At 60.4% G+C, this 22,853-nt stretch carries 16 protein-coding genes; 13 read left to right on the forward strand and 3 right to left on the reverse strand.

The window, feature by feature from the left end; all coding sequences use genetic code 11:
• The first annotated feature begins 5 nt into the window (after positions 1 to 5).
• The 6 genes from AC781_RS06280 to AC781_RS06305 all read left to right on the forward strand — a co-directional run bounded on the left by AC781_RS06280 (position 6) and on the right by AC781_RS06305 (position 6,645).
• Positions 6 to 812: a histidinol-phosphatase gene (locus AC781_RS06280; protein WP_067775216.1), complete on the forward strand. Its 807-nt coding sequence runs from the start codon at positions 6 to 8 to the stop codon at positions 810 to 812.
• 7 nt (positions 813 to 819) lie between these two features.
• On the forward strand, positions 820 to 3,123 hold the full coding sequence (ligA, locus tag AC781_RS06285; protein ID WP_067775219.1) for an NAD-dependent DNA ligase LigA: 2,304 nt from the start codon (positions 820 to 822) through the stop codon (positions 3,121 to 3,123).
• A 7-nt stretch (positions 3,124 to 3,130) separates the two neighbouring features.
• The gene (locus AC781_RS06290) at positions 3,131 to 3,676 is read left to right on the forward strand and encodes a flavoprotein (protein WP_067775221.1); all 546 of its coding nucleotides are present in this window, start codon (positions 3,131 to 3,133) and stop codon (positions 3,674 to 3,676) included.
• Positions 3,677 to 3,701: 25 nt separating this feature from the next.
• The gene (locus tag AC781_RS06295; protein ID WP_067775224.1) at positions 3,702 to 5,057 is read left to right on the forward strand and encodes a hypothetical protein; all 1,356 of its coding nucleotides are present in this window, start codon (positions 3,702 to 3,704) and stop codon (positions 5,055 to 5,057) included.
• 19 nt (positions 5,058 to 5,076) lie between these two features.
• The gene (locus AC781_RS06300) at positions 5,077 to 5,751 is read left to right on the forward strand and encodes an RNA polymerase sigma factor (RefSeq protein WP_067775227.1); all 675 of its coding nucleotides are present in this window, start codon (positions 5,077 to 5,079) and stop codon (positions 5,749 to 5,751) included.
• A gap of 114 nt (positions 5,752 to 5,865) precedes the next feature.
• Positions 5,866 to 6,645: a hypothetical protein gene (locus tag AC781_RS06305; RefSeq protein WP_067775230.1), complete on the forward strand. Its 780-nt coding sequence runs from the start codon at positions 5,866 to 5,868 to the stop codon at positions 6,643 to 6,645.
• 16 nt (positions 6,646 to 6,661) lie between these two features.
• Here the strand turns inward: AC781_RS06305 and ruvB are convergent, their stop codons facing one another.
• A complete protein-coding gene (gene ruvB / locus AC781_RS06310) occupies positions 6,662 to 7,681 on the reverse strand; it encodes a Holliday junction branch migration DNA helicase RuvB (protein ID WP_067775232.1) in 1,020 nt (339 codons plus the stop codon).
• A 178-nt stretch (positions 7,682 to 7,859) separates the two neighbouring features.
• Here ruvB and AC781_RS06315 point away from each other — a divergent pair, with 178 nt between their 5' ends.
• The 4 genes from AC781_RS06315 to AC781_RS06330 all read left to right on the forward strand — a co-directional run bounded on the left by AC781_RS06315 (position 7,860) and on the right by AC781_RS06330 (position 14,511).
• Positions 7,860 to 9,245: an ROK family protein gene (locus AC781_RS06315; RefSeq protein WP_067775234.1), complete on the forward strand. Its 1,386-nt coding sequence runs from the start codon at positions 7,860 to 7,862 to the stop codon at positions 9,243 to 9,245.
• A 75-nt stretch (positions 9,246 to 9,320) separates the two neighbouring features.
• Positions 9,321 to 11,723, forward strand: coding sequence for a serine/threonine-protein kinase (locus AC781_RS06320; protein ID WP_071133460.1), 2,403 nt, complete (start codon positions 9,321 to 9,323; stop codon positions 11,721 to 11,723).
• A 21-nt stretch (positions 11,724 to 11,744) separates the two neighbouring features.
• Positions 11,745 to 12,812 (forward strand): alginate lyase family protein, encoded by a 1,068-nt coding sequence (locus AC781_RS06325; protein WP_071133459.1) that lies wholly within the window; start codon positions 11,745 to 11,747, stop codon positions 12,810 to 12,812.
• Between the two features lie 10 nt (positions 12,813 to 12,822).
• A complete protein-coding gene (locus AC781_RS06330) occupies positions 12,823 to 14,511 on the forward strand; it encodes a sulfatase (protein WP_067775242.1) in 1,689 nt (562 codons plus the stop codon).
• Between the two features lie 56 nt (positions 14,512 to 14,567).
• Here AC781_RS06330 and AC781_RS06335 read toward each other — a convergent pair whose 3' ends face one another.
• Positions 14,568 to 15,080, reverse strand: coding sequence for a DNA-deoxyinosine glycosylase (locus AC781_RS06335; RefSeq protein WP_067775245.1), 513 nt, complete (start codon positions 15,078 to 15,080; stop codon positions 14,568 to 14,570).
• Between the two features lie 152 nt (positions 15,081 to 15,232).
• Between AC781_RS06335 and AC781_RS06340 the strand changes: the two genes are divergently transcribed.
• From AC781_RS06340 to AC781_RS06350, 3 genes are all read left to right on the forward strand, one after another.
• Positions 15,233 to 17,377, forward strand: a complete 2,145-nt coding sequence (locus AC781_RS06340) for a glycoside hydrolase domain-containing protein (RefSeq protein ID WP_067775248.1) — start codon at positions 15,233 to 15,235, stop codon at positions 17,375 to 17,377.
• Between the two features lie 150 nt (positions 17,378 to 17,527).
• Positions 17,528 to 18,631 (forward strand): alanine racemase, encoded by a 1,104-nt coding sequence (gene alr, locus AC781_RS06345; RefSeq protein ID WP_067775251.1) that lies wholly within the window; start codon positions 17,528 to 17,530, stop codon positions 18,629 to 18,631.
• Positions 18,632 to 18,650: 19 nt separating this feature from the next.
• Positions 18,651 to 19,124, forward strand: a complete 474-nt coding sequence (locus tag AC781_RS06350; RefSeq protein ID WP_067775254.1) for a macro domain-containing protein — start codon at positions 18,651 to 18,653, stop codon at positions 19,122 to 19,124.
• A gap of 122 nt (positions 19,125 to 19,246) precedes the next feature.
• Here the strand turns inward: AC781_RS06350 and AC781_RS06355 are convergent, their stop codons facing one another.
• On the reverse strand, positions 19,247 to 22,828 hold the full coding sequence (locus AC781_RS06355) for an adenosylcobalamin-dependent ribonucleoside-diphosphate reductase (protein WP_067775258.1): 3,582 nt from the start codon (positions 22,826 to 22,828) through the stop codon (positions 19,247 to 19,249).
• Positions 22,829 to 22,853: the final 25 nt, after the last annotated feature.

Here is a 22,853-nt window from a genome sequence, read left to right on the forward strand (position 1 = left end):
CGAACATGTATAGGACGGATTACCACACCCACACACCCCTGTGCCTGCACGCCGAAGGCACACCCGAAGCCTTCGTGGCGCGGGCACTGCAACAGGGGCTGCGGGAATACGGCATCTCCGACCATGCCCCCATGCCCAACGAACCCTTCGACAACTGGCGCATGAAACAGGCCGACATCCCCGCCTACATCGAATGGATCGAACGCGCCAAAGCCGCAGCCGACGGCACCGGCCTCATCATCCGCGCCGGCCTCGAATGCGACTGGGTACCCGGCATCGAACCATGGATCGCCCACCTCGACAGCCTCTACGACTGGGACTACCTCATCGGCTCCATCCACTACCTCGGCAACGGCTGGGACTTCGACGCCCCCGAACGGGCCAACCAATCCAGCCCCGACGGCCTCCATGCCGACTGGGACCACTACTGGCGCGGCTATGCCTCCATGGCCTCCAGCGGACTCTTCCAGATCATGGGCCATTGCGACCTCATCCGCAAATGGGGAGACCGCCCCGAAGGAGACCTCTCCCCGTACTATGAAGCCCCCCTGCAAGCCATCGCGGCGGCAGGAGCCGTACTGGAAATCAACACCGCAGGCTGGCACAAACCCTGCCGGGAACAATACCCTGCCGCACCCATCCTCCGCATGGCCCGCGAAGCAGGCATCCCCCTCGCCATCAACTCGGACGCCCATGCCCCGGAAGAACTCGGCCGCGACTTCGACCGCGCCCTCCTCCTTGCCCGCGAAGCAGGATACACCGAACTCGCCTCCTTCGACAAAAAACGCATCATCCTGCACTCCATCGACTGAGCATCCCATGGCCGACGACCTCTTCGACTTCGCCTCACGACAAGCCACCCCGGCGCAGCGCGCCGAGGAACTGCGCCGCATCCTCCGCCGCAACAACGACCTCTACTACGCCAAAGCCGCACCGGAAATATCGGATGCCGAATACGACAAACTCTTCCGCGAACTCGAAGAACTCGAAGCGCAGCATCCCGAACTCGCCTCGCCGGACTCCCCCACACACCGCGTCGGCAACGACCTCACCGAAGGCTTCCGCAAAATCGGCCACCCGTCGCCCATGCAATCCATCGACGACATCTTCGAGAAAAAACCCGGTGAAGCAGCCCACACAGATCAGGAACTCATCGCCTTCTACGACAGGCTCGCGCGCACGCTCGAACAGGATGCCCCCATCGTCACCGTCGAACCCAAAATCGACGGCGTCGCCGTCACCCTCATGTACCGAAACGGCAAACTGGAATATGCCGCCACCCGGGGAGACGGCAAACAGGGCGACGACATCACCGCCAACGTCCGCACCATCGCCGCCATCCCCGCCGAACTCCCGGCGCCCGCTCCCGCCATCCTCGAAATACGCGGCGAAATCTTCATGCGCTCCGAACCCTTCGCGCAGCTCAACGCCCAGCGCGATGCCGAAGGGCTCCCCGCCTTCGCCAACCCCCGGAACGCCACCGCCGGCACCATCAAACTCCTCAACCCCGAAGAAGTAGCCGCCCGCCCGCTCGACTTCCTCGCCCACGGACTCGGCCTCTACGAAGGGGAACCGCTCACCGACGCCTCCGGCTACGAAAACCTCCTCACCCGGCTCGGCATCCCCGTCAACCGCCCCATCATCATCGCCCGCAGCCTCGAAGAAACAAGGGAAGCAGTCCGCACCGTCAGCAACCTGCGCCAGACACTCGGCTACGGCACGGACGGAGCCGTCATCAAAGTATACGACTTCGCCCAGCGCGGCGAACTCGGCTCCACCGCCCGCGCACCGCGCTGGGCCGCCGCCTTCAAATTCCTCCCCGAACAGCGCGAAACCGTCCTCGAAAACATCGTCATCCAGGTAGGCCGCACCGGAGTCCTCACCCCTGTCGCCGAACTCGCGCCCGTCCCCCTCTCCGGCACAATCGTCTCCCGCGCCACCCTCCACAACCAGGACGAAATCGAACGCAAGGACATCCGCATCGGAGACACCGTCCTCGTCGAAAAAGCCGGGGAAATCATCCCCGCCGTCATCAGCGTCAACAAAACCCTGCGCCCCGCCGCGAGCGAACCCTACAGCCTCTACCACGCCGTCCACGGCCGCTGCCCCTCCTGCGGGGAACCCATCAGCCGCTTCGAAGGACAGGTCGCATGGCGATGCACCAACATCACCTGCCCGGCGCAGGCCGCCACCCGCACCATCCACTTCTGCCGCCGCGAAGCCCTCGACATCGAAAGCCTCGGAGGCTCCGTCGCCGAAACGCTCGTCGCCCGCGGCCTCATCCGCACACCGCTCGATCTCTTCAAACTCGACCTCGAAACCCTCGGCAGCCTCAACCTCGGCACCGATGCAGAACCGCGCCGCTTCGGCGAAAAAAACGCAGCCAAAGCCCTGCAGGCCCTCGCCGACGCACGAAACTACCCCCTCGACCGCTGGATCATCGCCTTCGGCATCCCGAACATCGGAGCCGTCACCGCCCGCCTCGTCGCCACCTGCCACCGGGACCTGCACGACCTCTCCCGCTCGGACTACCTCGCCGCCCTCCTCGAACTCCAAACCATGGCGGACGAATACAAAGCGCTGAACCCGAAAGCCCGCGCCAACAAAACGGACGACGAACAGCTCAAACAGCAACGGGAACTGCGCCGCACCGAACTCAAGGAAACCATGGAACAACGCGCTGCGGAATACACCCGCCGCGGCTACCTCATCCTCAACGCAGACGCCAAAAGCAGCGAACCCATCCTCACCAACCCCGTCGGCAACGTCGCCACCCAAAGCCTTGTGGACTTCTTCCGCTCCCATGCGGGCCGCCATGCCGTCGAAGAACTCGAAACCCTCGGCATCAACCCCTCCTCGGCCACCTACATCGAAAACAAAAACGAAACCGTGGAAGGCCCCCTCTCCGGCAAAACATTCGTCCTCACGGGAGCCCTCAGCCGCCCCCGCCCCGAATACGAAAAACTCATCGCCGCGCAGGGGGGCAAAGCCACCGGAAGCGTCACCAAAAAAACGGACTACCTCGTCGCCGGAGAAGGCGGCGGCTCCAAACGGGACAAAGCCGCCCAGCTCGGCATCCCCGTCATCACCGAAGAACAGCTCCTCTCCATGATCCAACCTTAACCGCACCATGGCCACCATCATCCTCGGCATCACCGCCTCCATCGCCGCCTACAAAGCTGCCGACATCGTCTCCCTCCTCGTCAAACGCGGGCACGATGTCCACTGCATCTGCACCGAAAAAGCCCTTGCATTCGTCACCCCTCTCACCCTCATGACCATCTCGCGCAACCCCGTCCTCTCCAGCTTCGAGGATGAAACCCGCGACTGGATGCCACCGCACATCGCCCTCGCCGACAAAGCGGAACTCTTCGTCATCGCCCCCGCCACCGCGGACATCATGGCCCAAATGGCCTGCGGCCTCGCTCCGAACCTCCTCACCTCCGCCTATCTGGCGAACCGCGCCCCCGTCCTCATCTTCCCCGCCATGAACTGCCGCATGTGGGACCACCCCGCCACGCAGGCCAACGCAGCCACCCTCGCCGCACGCCCCGGCCACCGCATCGTCGGCCCGGCGGAAAGCGGCATCCTCGCCTGCGGAGCCGAAGGCAAAGGCAAACTCCTCCCCGTCGAAACCGTCGTCGAACAAATCGAAGCCGCCATCCCCGGCCATTAACCGGCCCCACTCCCGCCTTCATGCCATGCTGACCGTCTCCCAAATCGAAGCGGCCTACCCGCCGCAGGGCCTCTTCCCCCGCAGCGCGGAACGGACGGAAGACCTCCTTGATGCCGATGCCCCATCCACCGGCTACCGGCACTTCCCGTGGCTCCTCTCCCCCGCGCCGCTGGAACTGGAAAAACCGCTCATCCGGCAACTGCAGGGCCTCGGCCACATCCTCGCCAAATTCCAGGATGCCTGCCACGAACTCTACCACCGCTCCGCCGCTGGCGAAACACACCCGTGGATTGCAAAAATGCTCGACGCCGGCAAACCCGACTGGCTCGTCGCCGCCCAGCGAAGCCGCCGCCTCCGCCAAACCGCGCCCCGCATCATCCGGCCCGACCTCATGCTCACCGACGGCGGCTTCGCCATCACCGAACTCGACAGCGTCCCCGGAGGCCAGGGCATCACCGCATGGCTCTCCGCCCTCTATGCCGGAGACGGCTACTCCATCCTCGGCGGAGCCACGGGCATGATCGACGGCTTCCGCGCAGCCCACCCCGGAGGAGCCCACTTCCTCATATCCGAAGAATCCTCCGACTACCTGCCGGAAACGAACCTCTTTGCCGCCATGCTCGGCGATGGCTACACCGTCGGCCGGGCGGAAACCGCCGATGCTGCCGCCCTTCAGGGAAAAACCGTCTACCGCTTCTTCGAACTCTTCGACACCGACAACATCCCCCCCTCACGCGACCTCATCGACCACGCCGCACAGGGCAGACTCAGCCTCTCGCCGCCGCCCATCCAGCACCTTGAGGAAAAAGCATGGCTCGCCCTCTTCCACATGCCCGGCCTCCAGTCCACCTGGAAAACCCTCCTGCGAGGATCCCACTACGACCGCCTCCGGGAAATCATCCCGCACGGCTGGCTGCTCGACCCCGCCCCCCTGCCCGAACAGGCGGCCCTCCCGTGGCTCAACCTCCACTCATGGATGGAAGTCGCCCGGCTCAGCCAAAAAGAACGCCGCCTCGTCCTCAAAATCTCCGGCTTCGACCCCACCTCATGGGGAGGGCGCGGCGTCCACATCGGCCACGACATGCCATCCCCGGAATGGCAAGCCGCCATCGAAAGGGCGCTTGCCGACTACCCGGAAAAACTCTGGATCATGCAGGAATTCCACCCGGGCCGCATCATCGAACACTGGCACTACAGGCAGGATGAAGGCGACCCGCGCGCCAGCCTCATGCCCGGCCGCGTCCGCCTGTGTCCCTACTACTACCGCCATGCGGACGGCAACACCGTCCTCGGCGGATGCCTCGCCACCATCGTCCCCGCCGACAAGAAAAAAATCCACGGCATGAGGGATGCCATCCTCGTGCCTTGCACACCGGCCTGATTCATGTTATCCTACTGCTATGTTTGACGATCCGGACACCGAATTTGAGCCCCCGAACGAAGAGCTCGAACAATACGCCGACCGCACGCGCAAAAGCCTGATCGCCCGTCTTGAAAACTGGGAAGACCAGCGCAGCTGGGACGAATTCTACCGCACCTACTGGCGGCTCATCTACACCGTCGCCCTCAAGGCAGGACTGCGCGAAGACGAAGCCTGGGACGTCGTCCAGGAAACCATCCTCTCCATCGCCAAGCAAAGCCGCAAACAAATGTACGACCCCACACAGGGATCCTTCAAAATGTGGCTCTGGAACATGACCCGCTGGCGCATCAACGACCAGTTCCGACGCCGCAAAAAAGACACCTCCATGCTCCTGAACAACGACATGGCGGGGGCCGAACACCCGCTGGAGCAAATACCCGACCAATCCGGCGAAAACTTCGAAAAAGTCTGGGACAAGGAATGGCAGAACAACCTCATGCAGGCTGCCCTTGCCCGCGTCAAAACGAAAGTCTCCCCGAAACAATACCAGATATTCGACTACAACGTCCTGCGCGGCATGAGCCCTGCCGAAATCAGGAAAAAACTCCGAATCTCCATCGCGCAGGTCTATCTGGCCAAACACCGCGTCGGCGGAGTCCTGAAAAAGGAACTCGAATACCTCAAGGCGCAAGGCGAAGACCCGGCGAGCTGAACGCACCGACTCGCCCCCCTTAACGGGCAACCATCCTTTTTCTAACATTTATACTGCCGCCGCTACCCAAAAAGATACAGAAATGCTACAGTAGTGAATCACTCGGCACCCGCCATGAACACCGCCCGCATTCTCACCATCGCAACCGCTCTGCTGGCAGGCACGGGCACAGGCCGTGCCTCGAACGCATCCACGGCAGTAAACGACCCCGTCTCCAACCGCTCATCCCACACCCCTTGCCCCTTCACGCGCATCTGCACGCCGGACCGGCTCGACTACACCGTCGAAACCGTCTGGGGCAGCAAATACGAAGGCGAAGGCCTCAACCTCTGGGGAAGCAGCTACACCGCCATATCTATCGCGGCAGAATGCAACGACCTCATCTTCAAAACATGGTACGGCGTCGCCGACTCGGCCAACCACGGAGAACTGAAATACAGACTCGAATACAAACGGGAAATCGGCCGCCTCACCATCATGCCCTGGTACGAACACAGCTTCGTCTTCCCCGGCGACAGAGGCATTCCCCGCCCCGGCATCAAAATGGCATGGCATTTCAACGAAACCTTCTTCGCCGGGCCGGACGTATACTGGCAGGAAGTCAACGGACGCATGCTCGGCTACTACGCAGCATTCGCCGGAGCGCAATTCAAACCGGCTTCCAGCCTCCTGCTTGACACCACCCTGCGCTACGGATACAACGGAGGCTATGTCGGCGGCACCATACCCCGCGGATCCAACGCCCTCGACTACTACATCACCCTCACATGGAAATACGACGAACGCATCGAACTCGACCTTCACGCCAGCTACAGCCAGGCCCTCACCACCCTGCGCTCCCAGCACCGGGGCAACGACTTCTATTACGGAGCCAGAATTCGCATCAACTTCTGAACGGAACGGCCCACCATCACCACAACATCCCCTGCGAACCGGAAGGCACGGGCGCACCGATCTTCTCGTAGGCGGAAGGCATCGCCACACGGCCGCGCGGCGTACGCTTCATGAACCCCTGCATAATCAGGAACGGCTCATGCACATCCTCCAGAGTCGAAGCATCCTCACCGAGAGCCACCGCCAGAGACGACAAACCGACCGGACCTCCGGCAAACTTGAAAATCAACGCCTCCAGCAGCCGCTTATCCATCTCGTCAAGCCCGTCTTCATCGATATCGATCATCCCGAGCGCATCCTCGGCCACGGAAGCGGAAATCACCCCGTCCGCCTTCACCTGAGCGAAATCGCGCACCCAGCGCAACAGGGAATTCGCCACGCGCGGCGTACCGCGGGAACGCAAGGCAATCTCCTTCGCCCCCTCCTCCACAATCGGCACATCGAGCAACCCGGCTGAACGGTGAATAATCCGGCACAACTCCTCGGCCGAATAATAATCCAGCCTGTTCACCAACCCGAACCGGGAACGCAGCGGCCCCGTCAGCATCCCGGCGCGGGTCGTCGCCCCCACCAGCGTAAACTTCGGCAAATTCAACTGAATCGACCGCGCATTCGGCCCCTGGTCGATAATAATATCAAGGCGGAAATCCTCCATCGCCGGATACAGATACTCCTCAATCGCCGGATGCAGGCGATGAATCTCATCAATAAACAGCACATCCCCCTTCTCCACGCTCGTCAGAATCCCGGCCAGATCGCCGGCCTTCTCGATCTGCGGCCCCGAAGTCGTATGAATACGCCGCCCCACCGCATTGGCGATAATATTGGCCAGCGTCGTCTTCCCCAGCCCGGGAGGACCGCTCAGCAGCACATGGTCCAGCACATCGCCACGCTGGCGGGCAGCCTCCACCATCAGCAGCAACCGCTCCTTGATCTTCTCCTGCCCGCAAAACTCGCTGAACGCCGGGGGGCGGAGAGAAAGATCGAAACTCGTCACCGGAGCTTCCGTCGCCTGAGAGTAATAGGATTCGCCCATATTCGCCGTCCTTTCTATAGAAAAGGCCGCCCGAGGTCAAGCGCGGGAAACGTCAGGCTGCCCGTACACGCTGCGAGAACCCCGCGAACGCACGGCGAACCAGCCCTTTATCCCGGACAGACGGAAAAATATACTTGCCAACATTGCCGCCCGTATGCTAAACACTTCTTGTATTGTCATGAACATTCAACCCAAAATCACACCCGTACTCGACCCGGGCTTCGTACCGGCCGTTCTCTGGAACCAGGCATTCGAAGCGAAAGTCGCAGCCGAACTCGCCTCTCATCAAGTGGACATTGCGTTGACCCGTGTCGATGGCACCTGCTTCCGCTGGTCCGGAAAAATCCTTCCCCAGACGGGTGAAAACGTCGCTCTCAACAACCGCTACATCGAACGCATCGTCAAATTCCTCCTCTGGCAGAAAGGCGGCAACATCATCCTCGTCGCCGGGGACGACGCCATCGCCGACATGCTCGCCTCGCAATATTGCGAAGGCGGAGCCCGCGAATTCGACTGGGACTTCATCGGCAAAAAAATCTACGGCGCACCGATCACCGTCCAAAAAACCACGGTCGACGCCCTTCCTCCCGAATACTCCGGATCGATGACTCTGGGCCGCAACCTCGACGGCTACCGCATCGGCTTCGACCTCGGCGGTTCCGACCGCAAATGCGCCGCCGTCGTCAACGGTGAAGTCGTCTACTCCGAAGAAGTCGTCTGGGACCCCTACTTCCAGAAAGACCCGCAATACCACATCGACGGCATTCAGGACTCCCTCGAACGCGCCGCCGCCCACCTTCCCCGCGTCGATGCCATCGGCGGCTCCTCCGCCGGCGTCATCATCAACAGCGAAGTCCGCACCTCCTCCCTCTTCCGCGGCGTCAGCCAGGAAGACATCGAAAAAACCCTCGGCAAAGTCTTCCGTACCCTCCAGAAGGAAAAGTGGAACAACATACCCTTCGAAGTCGTCAATGACGGCGAAGTCACCGCTCTCGCCGGAGCCATGGGCATGAACGACAACGCCGTCCTCGGCGTCGCCATGGGCACCTCCGAAGCCGCCGGCTACGTCGATCCCGAAGGCCACATCAAACCCTGGCTCAACGAACTCGCTTTCGCCCCTGTGGACTACTCGTCCGAAGGCGGCATCGACGAATGGTCCAAGGACATGGGCGTGGGAGCCCTCTACTTCTCCCAGCAGGCCGTTGCCCGCCTCGCCCCGCGCGCCGGATTCGACTTCGGCTCCATGCCCTTCCCGGAACAGCTCAAGAAAGTACAGGCTGCCATGGCCGAAGGCGACGAACGCGCACGCAAGATCTACGAAACGATCGGCGTACACTTCGGCTACGCCATCGCGCACTACGCCACCTTCTACGACATCCGCAACCTCCTCTTCCTCGGCCGCGTAGCCTCCGGAGACGGCGGACAGATCATCATCGACCAGGCCGAAGAAGTCCTTCGCACCGAATTCCCCGATCTCAAGATCGCCCTTCGCGTGCCGGATGAAAAGACCAAGCGCCACGGCCAGGCAGTAGCCGCCGCATCGCTGCCCAAGGTCGTCAAGTAAAACACCGAATTCACACAGCGGGGAGGATGGACGACACCTCCCCGCTTTTTGTTTCAAGCCATCACGCTTCCTGCCATGATTCAACCGAGCGACATCTACACCTGCCCCGATTGCGGCTCTCCCATGGACATCGGCCAACTCAGCCCCTTCTCCCTGGCGCAATGCCCCACGTGCAAATCCCTGCACAGAGTCCACACCCGGCTGGGCGTCTATGAAATCACGGACAAACTCGGCGTCGGAGGCATGAGCATCGTCTTCCGGGCCACGGACATGGTACTGGGACGCGAGGTTGCCCTCAAAATCCTCAACGAAACCTACTACGACAAACCCGAACGGGTCGCGCGATTCGAAAAGGAATCCGCCCTCATGGCGAAAGTCCACCATCCCAACGTCGTCAACATCTACTCCATCGGGCAGGCGCTCAACCACCTGTACATCGCCATGGAACTCATATCGGGCACCGACATCGAAACCATGATCGGCCAGCGTAGGCAAATCCCCGAAGCGGAAACGCTCGACATCGCCCTGCAGGTTGCGGAAGGACTGCAAGCCGCCCAAAAAGCCGGATTGCTGCACCGCGACATGAAACCGGCCAACATCCTGATCACCCCCAAGGGACAGGCAAAAATCGTCGACTTCGGCCTCGCCCTCCTCCAATCCGATCAGGACACGGAAAAAGAAATCTGGGTCACCCCCTTCTACGCACCGCCCGAAACCCTCAACCGCTCCAAGGAAGACTTCCGGTCGGACATCTACGCGCTCGGCGTCACCATGTTCCACATGCTCGTGGGCAAACCGCCCATCGCCTCCGGCATCAACTCCGTCAGAAAACTCCTCGAAATCAAGAAAAAACTGCCGAAAATCCAGCAGCTGGCGCCGGAACTCTCCAAAGCGACATGCGACCTCATCAACCGCATGATGGCATTCTCCATGGCGCGCCGCCCGCAAAGCTACCAGGCACTCATCGACGACATCAACGAAGCCCGCGCCATCTGCGACGCACAGGCCAACGGGGACCGGAAAAGCATGCGCGCCCTCTACTTCCGCCGCTACAAAAGAAAACAATCCAAATACCTTCTTCTCGGAGGCATTGCGCTCGTCCTCATCATCCTGACCGTCATACTCCTCCTGCCGGGCCGCAACCCGGAACCAGCCGCGCCCAAAACGGCCGCCACCTCGTCCGCGCCCACCGTACACCATCAGGAAACTCCGCTGAACGCACCGGAAACCGCCCTCCTCTACGGAGATTTCGGCAAAGCGGCCAAAGCCTACGAAGAAGTATTCCTGAACAATCAGGACGACACCGCACTCAGCGCATGGTGCGCCATGAACGCCTGCCTCTGCAAATGGATATCCGGACCGGGCAACAACCTTCAGGAAGGACTCGACCTGCTCCAGCAACTCGAAACCGTGCCGCTCATCAGACAGTCACCCCGGGAAAGCACTCGCTACATCATCACCCTGCGCGATTCCCTTCTGGACAAAAACTGGCTGCAGAAAACAGCCAAAATACCCGGCACCGACCGAATCAAACTCCGCGCGGCCGCCAACCTCGCGATCGGCCTGCGCCACCTGAACAGCAAACATCTCGAACAGGCGCTGCGCTCGCTGAAAGAAGCGCAGCAGGCATATATCGAAGAAAGCGAACCGCCCTACAAAGGCTACCTCAAACCCATCGGCCTCTGCATCGCCGACCTCGAAAACTTCGAGAAATTCCGCACCATGCCGGAAACCACCGCCACGGAACGCAAACAGAAAATCCAGAAAGGAAACGAACTGGCGCAAAACCGGAACAACCGCTACTTCCAATCGCCTTACCGCGACCATCTCGTCAACATCCTCCACGACGAATCCACGAGGCTGACTACGACCGACAAACCCTCCAACGAGCAGGAAACGGGCGTACAAGAAAGCGGCTACCGCAATATCCTGAAAAAAGGATCAGCCCAGCTGGACAAAAACCGCTTTCGTCAGGCAAGCAACCTCTTCTATGCCGACCGCGACAACTTCTCCGACCTCTCGGCGGAATACAAAGCGCTGTCCACCTACGCGGCCGCAGCGGAAATCGCGGACACCTACCTTCGGGCTACGAGCAAACGGCTCGCTGCATCCGCACTGCCGTCAAGCTACCCGGTCACCGACCGTAAAGGCAAAAAATACACGATCACGGGCTATGCGGACAACCGCCTCACCGCAGACAACGATCAAGGCGAACCCGCCACGCTTGATTGGAGCGACCTCTCGGACGAATCCCTGATCCATCTCTTCAAAGCCGTCATGCAGGACAAACCGGGCATCGACTCCGACAACAGCCGGAAACGCCATCAGGCACAGGTCGCCCAGGCCGCAGACGAATTCCTCGCCATCCTCCAATTGCTCAGAAACACAGGCAAAACCGCAACCATGCCTATCCTGCCAGCCCAAAGCTCGCAGCTCTTCCAAAGCATCTGGAACGAATGGAAACCCACTCTTCATTAACAGTCAATCCCTGATAAAACCATGACTTCCGCGATACCGCTTCTATTCCTCCTACCGGCAGCCTCCTTGCATGCAGCCGCACCGAAGCCCCAGCCTTCGGCACAGGAACAGGCGCTCACCGTTCCCATACGCGGACTCAACGAAAAACGCCTCATCCTCCCCGGCGTCAAAGCCGCCGCTAATGAATACGTCAGCTACGCCATCTACTACTGGCCCGACCCTGCGAAACCCGGCGATCCCTACCGCGTCATCGACGGCAAAAAAAACGCAGAACTCATGGAAAGCGGAGACCTGCAACGTCTCGCCGACATGCTGCGCAACGTCCGCATACTGGGCGATGCCTACGCCAAAACGCACGACAAACGCTACGCCGTCCGTGCGGGGCAATGGCTCCGCCACTGGTTCGTCAACCCCAAAACTAAAATGCAGCCTCATCTGGCATACAGCCAGATACGCCCGGGACACGAAACCAGCGGCCTCGGCGGAGGCATCATCGACATGGCCAACCTGCCGGACACCCTCCGGGCCATCTCCGGACTGCGCCGCTCCCCTGCTCTCACGCAAAAAGAATGGACCGCCGTCGATGCATGGCTGCGCGACTACGGCCGCTGGCTGGCTGACAGCCCGGCAGGCCAGCATGAACGAAAAACATCCAACAACCACTTCCTCTACTACATGGCCCAGCGTGCCGCCATCGCCAGCTACCTCGGCGACACCGCTTCCGCCCGCACCTGCCTCGAAGAAGCCCGCTCCCGCATGGGCGACCACATCGCCCAGGACGGCAGCCAGCCGCATGAAACCAAACGAGCCAAGGGTGGCTCCTACAGCATCTATGCCCTGAAAGCATGGTTCCTACTCGCCGAGCTTGGGGAAAAAAACGGAGTGAACTACTGGAACTACCATGCACCCAACGGTGCATCCCTCGCCAAAGCGTACGCCTTTCTCTACGCCATGGCTCAGGAGGAAAAACGGAACTCTTCCGCCAACGCACCTCAAATCTCCGACTCTTCGCTCAAAACCATGGGCAGAACACTCTCCTCCAAACTTGCCCCGAATTCTCCTGATAGAACACTGCTTCCGGCAACGTAAATATTGAAATATGAACCTTATCCCCTCCAAACAGGTCGTATCCGGCATGCTCGCCGCATGTCTGGCCGGTGCCGGATTTGCGCCTGCCGAACCTGCCGACAAACAGCAGGAAAAACCGAACATCATCCTCTTCATGGTCGACGACATGGGCTGGCAGGACACCTCCGTCCCCTTCTGGACGGATGACAAAGGCAACCCGAAACCCACCTTCCTGAACAAGCGCTACCGCACGCCGAACATGGAAAAACTCGCCGAACAAGGCGTCAAATTCACGCAAGCCTACGCCCAGCCCATCTGCTCACCCTCCCGTTGCAGCCTCATGTCCGGCATGAGCTCGGCTCGCCACCGCGTCACCAACTGGACCCTCAAAAAAGACACCACCACCGACGCCAACAACAAAGACATTCTGCCGCCCGCATGGAGCGTCAACGGCATCCAGCCCGCAGGCACCAAACCGTCCGGCGACACCACGCGACCCATCACGGAAAAACCGTTCAGCTACAGCATGGTCAAACCCTACACGGAAATCACGGCATTGCCCGAACTGCTCAAAAAACAGGGCTACACCACCATCCATTGCGGCAAAGCCCACTTCGGCAGCCGTGACACTCCGGGAGCCAACCCCAAACACTTCGGCTTCGACTACAACATCGCCGGCACGGAAATCGGCGGCCCCGGAGACTACCGCGGAAGCAAGCAATACGGCAACAACGACTTCCACGTCTGCGGCCTCGATGAAAACAACTACTACGAAAACGACACCTTCCTCACCGAAGCCCTCACACAGGAAGCGCTCAAACGCGTAGAAAACATTCGCACATCCCCGAAGGAATCCGGCAAACCCTTCTACCTCTACATGGCGCACTATGCCATCCATGCGCCGTTCGACCAAAGAGGCTACGACAAACGCTATGCCGAAACCTACCAGAACCCGAACGACGGCAAACCCTGGTCCGACAACGAAAAACGCTACAGCGCGCTCATCGAAGGCATGGATAAAAGCCTTGGAGACATCCGGACCTATCTTGAAAAACACGACCTTGCCAAAAACACCGTCATCATCTTCATGGCGGACAACGGCGGCCTTGCCATCAGCGGACGCCTCGGCAACAAACTTGCCAACTATCCCCTCTCCTTCGGCAAGGGCTCCTGCCGCGAAGGCGGCATCCGTGAACCCATGATCGTCTACTGGCCCGGCGTCACCAAAGCCGGAACCGTCAACGACACGCCCGTCATCATTGAAGACTTCTTCCCCTCCATTCTGGAAATGGCCGGAGCACGCAACCTGAACACTGTCCAGAAAGTGGACGGCAAAAGCTTCGTGCCCGCCCTCAAAGGCAGGAAAATGGATGTCGAACGTCCGCTCCTCTTCCACGGCCCGAACATCTGGGGAGAAGGCAGCGGCAACAACAACAATTATTCCCCGGCCACCGCCATGCGGCAGGGAGACTGGAAACTCATCTACTGGCATCCCGACCAGAGATTCGAACTCTTCAACCTCGCAAACGACATCGGCGAAGAGCACAACCTCGCCACAGCCGAGCCGAAACGCGTCAAAACCATGGCAGCGACCATGACCAAACTGCTGAAAGAACGCACAGCCCAGATGCCCTCCTTCAAGGCAGGCAACAGCAAAGGCATGCCGGCAGGCACCCCCATTCCGTGGCCGGACGAATCCGCCCGTCAGCAATTCAAATAAACACGGCTCCAGCCGCCTTCCCGCCCCTTCTCCGAATCACCGGGGGAGGGGCTTTTTCATACGGCATGCCGTCGAATCAAAGGAGCCAGCGCCTCCTCATAGGCACTGAACTTCTCGTCGAAGCCGAACCTGGCTGCCGCAGGGCTCGTCGAGGGAAGAAGCAGCACGCGACAACCGTCTTCGCCGAACAAAACGGGGAAATACCGTTTCAAATACCGGTAGGATGTCCCTCCATTGCAGCAAATCGTCTTGATCGTCGCATACTCGTGCAGCAGGGAGGCAACATCGTTCGGCCTCTCGTCCCGGATAGCCGAATCCAGACTGCCCGGACGCATCCCCGAAAGCACCACATCCCACAAGGCAATTCCCGCATCGTTCAACCTATCGAGACGATCCTCGTACGGCAAATCGGGCGAAAACCCGCACAACCTCCCCATAATCTTCCAAAAGGCATTCCGGGGATGGGCATAATACTGAGCCATCCGCAGAGAAGCATCTCCCGGCAGGGAACCCAGCACCAGCACGGAACATCCCGGTTTCACGGCAGGGGCAAACGAATACTTCAACATAGGCGCTCGGTTTTCCCATCAAGTACAACATATCCGGCAGGCAGGCAAGGCAAAAACGCACCTTCAGCCGCCATCTCTGAAAAACAGGCGCGAAAGACGTGAAATATTGATCTCTTCCCATCCGTATATACTGGTTGATTATGCGCACACACATGTCACGTCTTCTGTTGGGTTCCCTGTTGGGAACAGCTTCCCTCCTGTCGGTGCCCTCAGCATCTGCACAATCTCCCGACCGCCATCCACTCTATGAACCCGGCGTTCCGCAGGGCGGCAAAGCCTCGGCGGAAAACCTCTTCACCGGAGCCAAAGCCACCGCATCAGGCAGCTTTGAAAACTTCAAGCCCGAACTCGCCATCGACGGCAACTCCGCCAACGGCAACCAGTACTGGGGCTGTGAAAACCTCCCCGTCTGGCTTCAGATCGACATGGGCGTACCGAAACAGCTCTCCTCCATTCACATCTGGCCCTACTGGGCGGATGGCCGCATCTACAAATACATCATCGAAGGCTCGAACGACGGCAAAACGTGGAAAACACTCGTCGACCAAAGCGCCAACTCCATCACGGGCACAGCCGAAGGCTCGCAATACAGCTTCGCTCCGCAAAACGTCCGCTACGTCCGCGTCACCATCACCGGCAACAGCACCGGAGCCAAAAGCGGAGGCCACATCGTCGAAATACAGGGCTTCGGCCCCGGCCAGTCCAGCGGCCTGAATGCCAGCGCCATTCCCGCCGAAGAACGCATGCCCCGCACGGGAGCACCCGCAGCGGGCAGCAGGCTCGACGGCGTATCCGGCAAGGCATGGCGCGGCGAGCGCATCAACGGACAGGTAGCCGCCTGGTCAGCCCGCGACCTCAAACAACTGCGCGTCAAGGGAGGCGCCGTCGCCAATGCCTCCGGCGACAAAATCCCCGTCCAGGCATCCTTCATCCGCTTCACCCGCACCGGGAAAACGGCGACCGCCGACATCATCGGCACCGAAACCCGCGGTGAACTGGCCGGCGGCACCATCCGCCCCATCTGGGTCGGCATCGACGTACCCCAACAGGCGAAACCCGGCACCTACAAAGGCAACATCGTCGTTGAGGCCGAAGGCGTCCCCGCCGTCAGCGTACCCGTCAGCATCGACGTCCTGCCCTACACCCTGCCCTCGCCCGACAAATGGAAAGTCCATCTCGACCTCTGGCAGCATCCCGAAGCCGTCGCACGCTACCACGGCGTCGAAGCCTGGTCGCCGGAACACTTCGCCATCATGAAGCCCCTCATGAAGCGACTTGCCGATGCAGGCCAGAAAACCATCACCTGCTCCCTCATAGACGAAGCATGGAACGGCCAGACCTACGACTGGTGGCCTGCCATGATCGAATGGACCAAGGGCAAGGACGGCAAAATGCACTACGACTATGCCAACTTCGACAAATGGGTCGCCTTCATGCTCAACGAGGTCGGCATCAAAGACCAGATCATCTGCTACACCATGCTTCCGTGGTCGATGAAAGTTCGCTACATGGACGAAGCCACCGGAGACTACAAATACATCGACCTTAAGCCCGGCGATGCATCCTTTGAAAACATTTGGGGCCCCTTCCTTGCCGACTTCCAGACCCACCTGAAAAAGAAAGGCTGGTTCGACAAAGCCTGCATCGGCATCGACGAACGCCCGGACAAATTCGTCCGCGCCGCCAAAGACGTGATCGACAAGCATGCCCCCGGCATGAAAATTGCCTCTGCCGTCAATTCTCCTTCGGCAACAACACGTCTCGTTTACGACCTTTCCCCTGGAATCCAGCACTCCCAAACCGTCATGGGCGATATCCTGAAGGAACGCAAGGCCAACGGACTCAAAACAACCTTCTACGTATGTTGCGGACCCGACAAGCCGAACACCTTCACCACCTCGCCCCTCCCAGAATCGGAATGGCTCGGCCTCTTCGCCGCCGCCAACGACCTCGACGGATTCCTCCGCTGGGCCTACAACTCATGGGGCAGAAACCCGTTCGAAACGACCGACTTCGGCAACTGGAAATCCGGCGACTGCTACCTCGTCTATCCGGGCAACCTCACCTCCATGCGCTTTGAAAAACTCCGCGACGGCCTCGAAAACTTCGAGAAAATCCGCATCCTGCGCGAACAGGCGGACAAATCCCCCGCCGCCAAAGCCGCTGTAGACAAAATGAACAGCGAACTCAAAGGCATCTTCACCATCCAGCGCAGCCGAGGCAACGAACACGCAGCCGACGTCAAGCGGGCCAATGCCATCATCAACGAAACGGCCGCAGCCGTCTCTCCCAAATAACGGCGAAAACCATACCGCCATCTATTCATGATCCACACGGCCGGGGGCAACCCCGGCCGTCTTGCCTACTCCACTACCCCTTTTCCTCCTCCCCGGCCTCAGAACGGAATTTCGTCTTGCATTCCCGCACCGCGCGTGTAGCATTCGTACATGTCCGTCACTGACAACCTCCGCGCCTGGGCCCAGATCGATACGGGAGCTATCCGCCACAACCTGAACGTGGTTCGCCGGGTCATGCCCGAACACCACATGATGGCCATCATCAAAGCGGAGGCCTACGGACACGGCCTCGAAGGAGTCGCCACCGCACTCGACCATGAAAACCTCGCCTTCTTCGGCGTCGCCACCGTCGCCGAAGCCCTTCGTGTCCAAAAGGCGGGATGCTCCACCCCCATCTTCATCCTCGGCCCCTGCTTCCCGGCGGAACGCGAAATCATCGTCCAGCACGGCTGGCGCACCGCCATCTCCAGCATCGAAGAAGCGGAACACTTCGACTCCATCGGCCGCCTCTACGGCAAAAAAGTCTACACCCACATCTGCGTGGACACCGGCATGGGCCGCAGCGGCTTCCTTCCCACGGAACTCGGTGGCCTCACCGACAAACTCTCCCGCATGGAACACCTTCAGCTCGAAGGCATCTTCTCCCACCTCTCCGCCGCCTCCGAAGACATCTCCTTCACCCACCAGCAAATCCGCTCCTTCGAAGACTCCGTCCGCGAACTCGCAGCCAACCGAAAATTCCCCTACATCCACCTCTGCAGCAGCGCCGCCGTCTTCAACTACAAAGTGCCCTCGGCCAACATGGTACGCCTCGGCCGCCTCCTCTACGGCTACTCGCCCATGCCCTCGCCGTACAACCACGAACTCCGCACCACCCTCACCCTGTACAGCCGCATCACCCTCCTCCGCACCCTGCCCAAAAACCACGGAGTCTCGTATAACCACTGCTACATCACCACCGTCCCCACCCGTGTGGCAACCATCGGCATCGGCTATGCGGACGGCTACCTGCAATACCTCTCCAGCCAGGGCGCACGCGTCTACATCAACGGGGAATACTGCCCCGTCCTCGGCCGCATCACCATGGACCAGATCATGGTAGACGTCACTCACATGCAGGGCCTCGCCTCCGGCGACATCGTCGAAATCATGGGGCCGCACGTCAGCTGGGCAGAACTCACCGAACGGGCCAAAACCATCCCCAGCAACATCCTCACCAGCATCAGCGCCCGCGTCCCTCGCATTTATATCTGAAACAAGTTAGCCCCATCCCATGACACCCGAAACCATCTACGGCGACCTTCTCGAACAACAAGTCGATGCCATCGTCAACCCCTGGAACCGCAACCTGATCCCCTGGTGGCTCCTCCTGCCGCAAGGCGTCTCGGGAGCCATCAAAAAATGCGGCGGTTACAAACCGTTCCGGGAAATCGGCAAAGCGGGCATCATCCCGCTCGGCCATGCCGTCCTCACTTCCCCCGGACGCCTCCCCTTCAAAGGCATCATCCACGTCGCAGGCATCAACCTCTGCTGGTTCGCCACCGAATACTCCGTGCGGCAATCGGTACGCTCCGCCATGGAAATCGTCCGCCGCGAAGGATACCGCTCCGTCGCCTTCCCCCTCATCGGAGCCGGATCGGGCAACCGCTCCGCCGACTGGTCGTACCGACTCATCGAAGACGAACTGGGTAAAATCGAAACGGATGCCCGCGTCCTCATCGTCCGCTACCAAAAGAAACGCGGCTGAATCCACAGCTGCCGCCACCCCCTTTCTCCTGCCGTCTCCCGGCAAGCAAAACCCTCTGCGCCGCAACTGGCACAGAGGGTTCCTTTGCTTAACTCGGAGAGAGTCCTCGTTCCAAGAAAACCTTATTCGCCGCAACCGCCATCCTTATAGCCGCAGCTGCGGCAAGACTTGCACTTGCCGTCCTGCACATAGGCGAGGGAATGGCATTGCGGGCAAATGGCCGCACCGTTCAGGCCGGCTTCCGTCGGCGGATTCTTGCCGGGGGAGGCAGGAGCTGCCGGTTCGGGGCGGGACTGATCCAGCGGAGTGCTGATCATGCGGGGAGGCATGATGCTGATCTTGGCCGTCTCCTTACCGGCCAGCATATCGCGCGTCGATACTTCGAACACATCGCGCAGGCGGTAATCGTTGCCCTCGGGGAACAGCCATGCCAGAATCTTGGCGATGAGATCCACCACGGAGGCGCAGGAGCGGATTTCCGTGCAGGTATCGCCTTCCGAATCGTCGCCCACGCGGCAGAAGCCGGAGGGTTCGAACGAATAGTTGCGGAAACCCTTCACCACTTCCTTGAGCGGCACGCCGAATTGAAGAGCCGTCGAGAGAAGCTTGCAGTAGGCTTCGAACATGCCGGAAGCGAACGAACCGACCTGCCCGAGGCGGCCGAACACTTCGCCGCAGGTACCGTCCGTATACACGCCCACCGTCAGGTAACCCGTCAACTGCCCGCCCACGGAGAACTTCACCGTCTGGCCGAGGCGGCGGCCGGGAAGCTTGCGCTGGTGCGGCTTGGAAGCCTCGGCGACGATCTCGCGGATCGCTTCTTCACCGCTGGCGACGAGCTGCTCCCAGATATGGTTCGCCTTGAACTGGCGCGTCTCCGGCGTATCGACGACGTACACGGCATTCGCCTTCGATCCGGCGCGGAACAGGGCAATGCACTTCACGCCCAGCTCGTGCGACATCACGAGGGAATCGAAAATCTCCTGCCGAGTCGCGCTCACGGGCATATTCACCGTCTTGGAGCAGGCTCCGGAAATGAACGGCTGCAACGCGCCGAGCATGCGAAGGTGGCCGGAAGGAGCAATGGCGCGCACTCCGTTGCCGTTCGTCGCGGCGCAGTCGAACACGGCGAGATCCGCCTTGCGAAGCCACGGAATGCTCTCGATGTGCGACATACCGTTCACCACCGCGAGTTGATCCGCCGAGAAAGCGGGCGTATTCGCCGCATTCACGAGATAGGTAATCTTCTCCTGCACTTCGGGGCGGCCGTCCGTATTCAGGGCGATGCGCCTCCATGCGTGGCGCACGGGGCCGGCTTCTCCGGCGCAGGGATCGCCCATCAGGTGCGTCACCACATCTTCCACAAGACCGTTGCACGAAGTAATCAGGCCGTCGAGGCCCGCCACTTCGAACGCGGCTTCGCGAACGTGCGCTTCGGAATATCCAAGCGTACGCAGAGCTTCGAGCGCAAGGCGGTTGAACATCTTCATCGAACCGCCGCCAGCAAGCTGCTTCCACTTCACAAGCGTATAATCCGGCTCGATGGAAGTCGTACCTTCGTCGTAGCAGCCGAGGGGAGCGGAAATCGTACCCGTCGGAGCCATCACGGAAACGAACGAATTGCGGTACACATCGGCGGAAGCCACATCCGACCACAGATCAAGGGCGCGCTTCGCCAGATTAAGTGCAGGGGAAATGCGGGAGGAATTCAGCGTCGTCGGATCGACGAAGCTCTTGGCAAAAGCCTGCAGGGCAAAGCGGGCATCAAGTCCCTGAGCCTCGGGCAGCGATCCGGCGGCCTGCGACAGAATACCGTCGATCACCTTGTCCACCTCACCTGCGGCCAGCTTGCCGTCCCCCATCTGGGAACTCAGCTTCTGGGAAGCAAGGTGCAGGCGCAGCACGGCTTGCAGATCCTTCTTGGAATTCGGATATTCGATATAGGAACCCAGCTCGCGGCCCATCTCGGCGGAAGCCTTCCAGCAGGCAGCCGTCAGCATCGAGCAGAGCTGCGCGGCAATCCAGCGGCCTTCGTCGGAATCGTAGGGCACGCCGAGAGCCATCAGAGCTCCGCCTACGTTGGCGTAGCCGATGCCCGTCGTACGGAAACGGTAGGTGCCTTCGGCGATCTCGGGAATCGGGAAACCGCCGCGCTCGATATTCAGGTCGGCGCACACCATCGCGAGGCGGGCGGCGTGCTGGAGGGCGTCGGCATCGAACGTCGCCTTGCCGTCCTCATCCTTCTTCAGGAAACGGTAGGCATTGAACGAGGAAAGATTGCAGCTCGTATTGTTCAGGAACACATACTCGGAACAGGGATTCGACGTCGTGATGGAACCGAGGGATTTCACGGGGTTCCACAAATTGATCACGTCGTTGTTGTGCACGCCGGGTTCGCCGTTTTCCCAGATGGAATTAGCCATCTTCTCCAGCAATTCGGCGGCACGGAACGTACGGTCGATATGCGAAGGATTCGTCACCCAGCGGGTATAGGTATTCCCGTTATTGGCCAGAGCCTGCCAGAAATCGCCCTTCAGGGAAACGGAATGGTTCGCATTCTGGTGGGAAAGCGTCTCGCCGTACAGCAGAGCATCCATGTGCGGATCGAAATTCACGTCCGTCGCAAGCGGCAGGGACAGGATCACGCGGGCGGCCGTCTTCTCGGCGGGCGTCCCGGCGACGAGCTTCGTCTCGGCCAGCTGCTTCAGCTCCAAATGCACATTGTGCTCGCGGAGAATCACCTTCGCCACATCTTCCTGCCGGTTCTTCGTCTCGATGAACGTGAAAATATCCGGGTGATCGCTGAACATCAGCACCATGCGCGCCGCACGGCGCGTCTTGCCGCCCGAACGGATCGAACCGGCCATGCGGTCCCAGCCCCGGTCGAACGAAATCGGGCCGGACGACTTGCCCTTGCCGCGAATCGGTTCCTTGGAGGAACGCAGCGTCGAAATATTGATGCCGATACCGGAACCGGAGGCGAACACGCGGCCTTCCGTCATCAGGTGGGCGAGAATGGCTTCCATCTCGTCCTTCACTTCCGTCAGGAAACAGGCGGAACACTGCGGGTATTCGTAGGTAGAAGCCACCGTATGCGTCTTCAGATTGCCCAGCGCGCCCTTCGTGTGGTAAGCCTTGTTGCCGTTGCCGATGAAAATATCGCGAAGATCCGGACGCCCCCAGCGCCATTGATCCCAGTGGCCGATATTGAACCAGACCGGGGAATTCGGGGCCCATATCTGCCTCACCAGCATCGCCTTGATTTCTTCGTTGAACACCTCGGCATCCGTCAGGCTCTCGATATAGCCTTCCTCCCAACCCCAGACCGTATACGTATTGGCGATACGGTCGAAAATCTGGCGGAAACTGTCTTCATACTCCGGCGTACCGGGTTCGCTGCCGAAAAGGTACTTGTCCGCCGTGATGCGGACGGCATTCTCATCCCAGTGGGCGGGAGCTTCCACACCGAGGCGCTCGTAAATCGTCTTGCCGCTCTTCCAGTCCATGATACGGATATCGCGGCGGCCCCAGTTAACCTGATCGTAGGGATGGGCCGTCGGCGAGGAGAAACAGCGCGTAAAGCGCAAACCGCCGATCAGGCTCTTGCGCGGCGGCAGAATCAGGGAATGGCCATCGCGCAGCGGCAGCACGGTCTGTTCCGGCTCGGCCACCTTGGTCGTCTGGGTATCGATTTTTTTGCTCATTGTTGTAACTTTGAAAATTATCCTT

Origin of the sequence: Neoakkermansia glycaniphila, assembly GCF_001683795.1 — a bacterium.
In the GTDB taxonomy this organism is placed as follows: Bacteria; Verrucomicrobiota; Verrucomicrobiia; order Verrucomicrobiales; family Akkermansiaceae; genus Akkermansia; species Akkermansia glycaniphila.

What these genes read in the sequence shown, in the direction of transcription:
- AC781_RS06305 (WP_067775230.1), top strand. Translation starts at nt 5,866, where the DNA reads ATGAACACCGCCCGCATTCTCACCATCGCAACCGCTCTGCTGGCAGGC.
- ligA (WP_067775219.1), top strand. Translation starts at nt 820, where the DNA reads ATGGCCGACGACCTCTTCGACTTCGCCTCACGACAAGCCACCCCGGCG.
- AC781_RS06300 (WP_067775227.1), top strand. Translation starts at nt 5,077, where the DNA reads ATGTTTGACGATCCGGACACCGAATTTGAGCCCCCGAACGAAGAGCTC.
- AC781_RS06295 (WP_067775224.1), top strand. Translation starts at nt 3,702, where the DNA reads ATGCTGACCGTCTCCCAAATCGAAGCGGCCTACCCGCCGCAGGGCCTC.
- AC781_RS06280 (WP_067775216.1), top strand. Translation starts at nt 6, where the DNA reads ATGTATAGGACGGATTACCACACCCACACACCCCTGTGCCTGCACGCC.
- AC781_RS06355 (WP_067775258.1), bottom strand. Translation starts at nt 22,828, where the DNA reads ATGAGCAAAAAAATCGATACCCAGACGACCAAGGTGGCCGAGCCGGAA.
- alr (WP_067775251.1), top strand. Translation starts at nt 17,528, where the DNA reads ATGTCCGTCACTGACAACCTCCGCGCCTGGGCCCAGATCGATACGGGA.
- AC781_RS06335 (WP_067775245.1), bottom strand. Translation starts at nt 15,080, where the DNA reads ATGTTGAAGTATTCGTTTGCCCCTGCCGTGAAACCGGGATGTTCCGTG.
- AC781_RS06315 (WP_067775234.1), top strand. Translation starts at nt 7,860, where the DNA reads ATGAACATTCAACCCAAAATCACACCCGTACTCGACCCGGGCTTCGTA.
- AC781_RS06320 (WP_071133460.1), top strand. Translation starts at nt 9,321, where the DNA reads ATGATTCAACCGAGCGACATCTACACCTGCCCCGATTGCGGCTCTCCC.
- AC781_RS06330 (WP_067775242.1), top strand. Translation starts at nt 12,823, where the DNA reads ATGAACCTTATCCCCTCCAAACAGGTCGTATCCGGCATGCTCGCCGCA.
- ruvB (WP_067775232.1), bottom strand. Translation starts at nt 7,681, where the DNA reads ATGGGCGAATCCTATTACTCTCAGGCGACGGAAGCTCCGGTGACGAGT.
- AC781_RS06340 (WP_067775248.1), top strand. Translation starts at nt 15,233, where the DNA reads ATGTCACGTCTTCTGTTGGGTTCCCTGTTGGGAACAGCTTCCCTCCTG.
- AC781_RS06325 (WP_071133459.1), top strand. Translation starts at nt 11,745, where the DNA reads ATGACTTCCGCGATACCGCTTCTATTCCTCCTACCGGCAGCCTCCTTG.
- AC781_RS06350 (WP_067775254.1), top strand. Translation starts at nt 18,651, where the DNA reads ATGACACCCGAAACCATCTACGGCGACCTTCTCGAACAACAAGTCGAT.
- AC781_RS06290 (WP_067775221.1), top strand. Translation starts at nt 3,131, where the DNA reads ATGGCCACCATCATCCTCGGCATCACCGCCTCCATCGCCGCCTACAAA.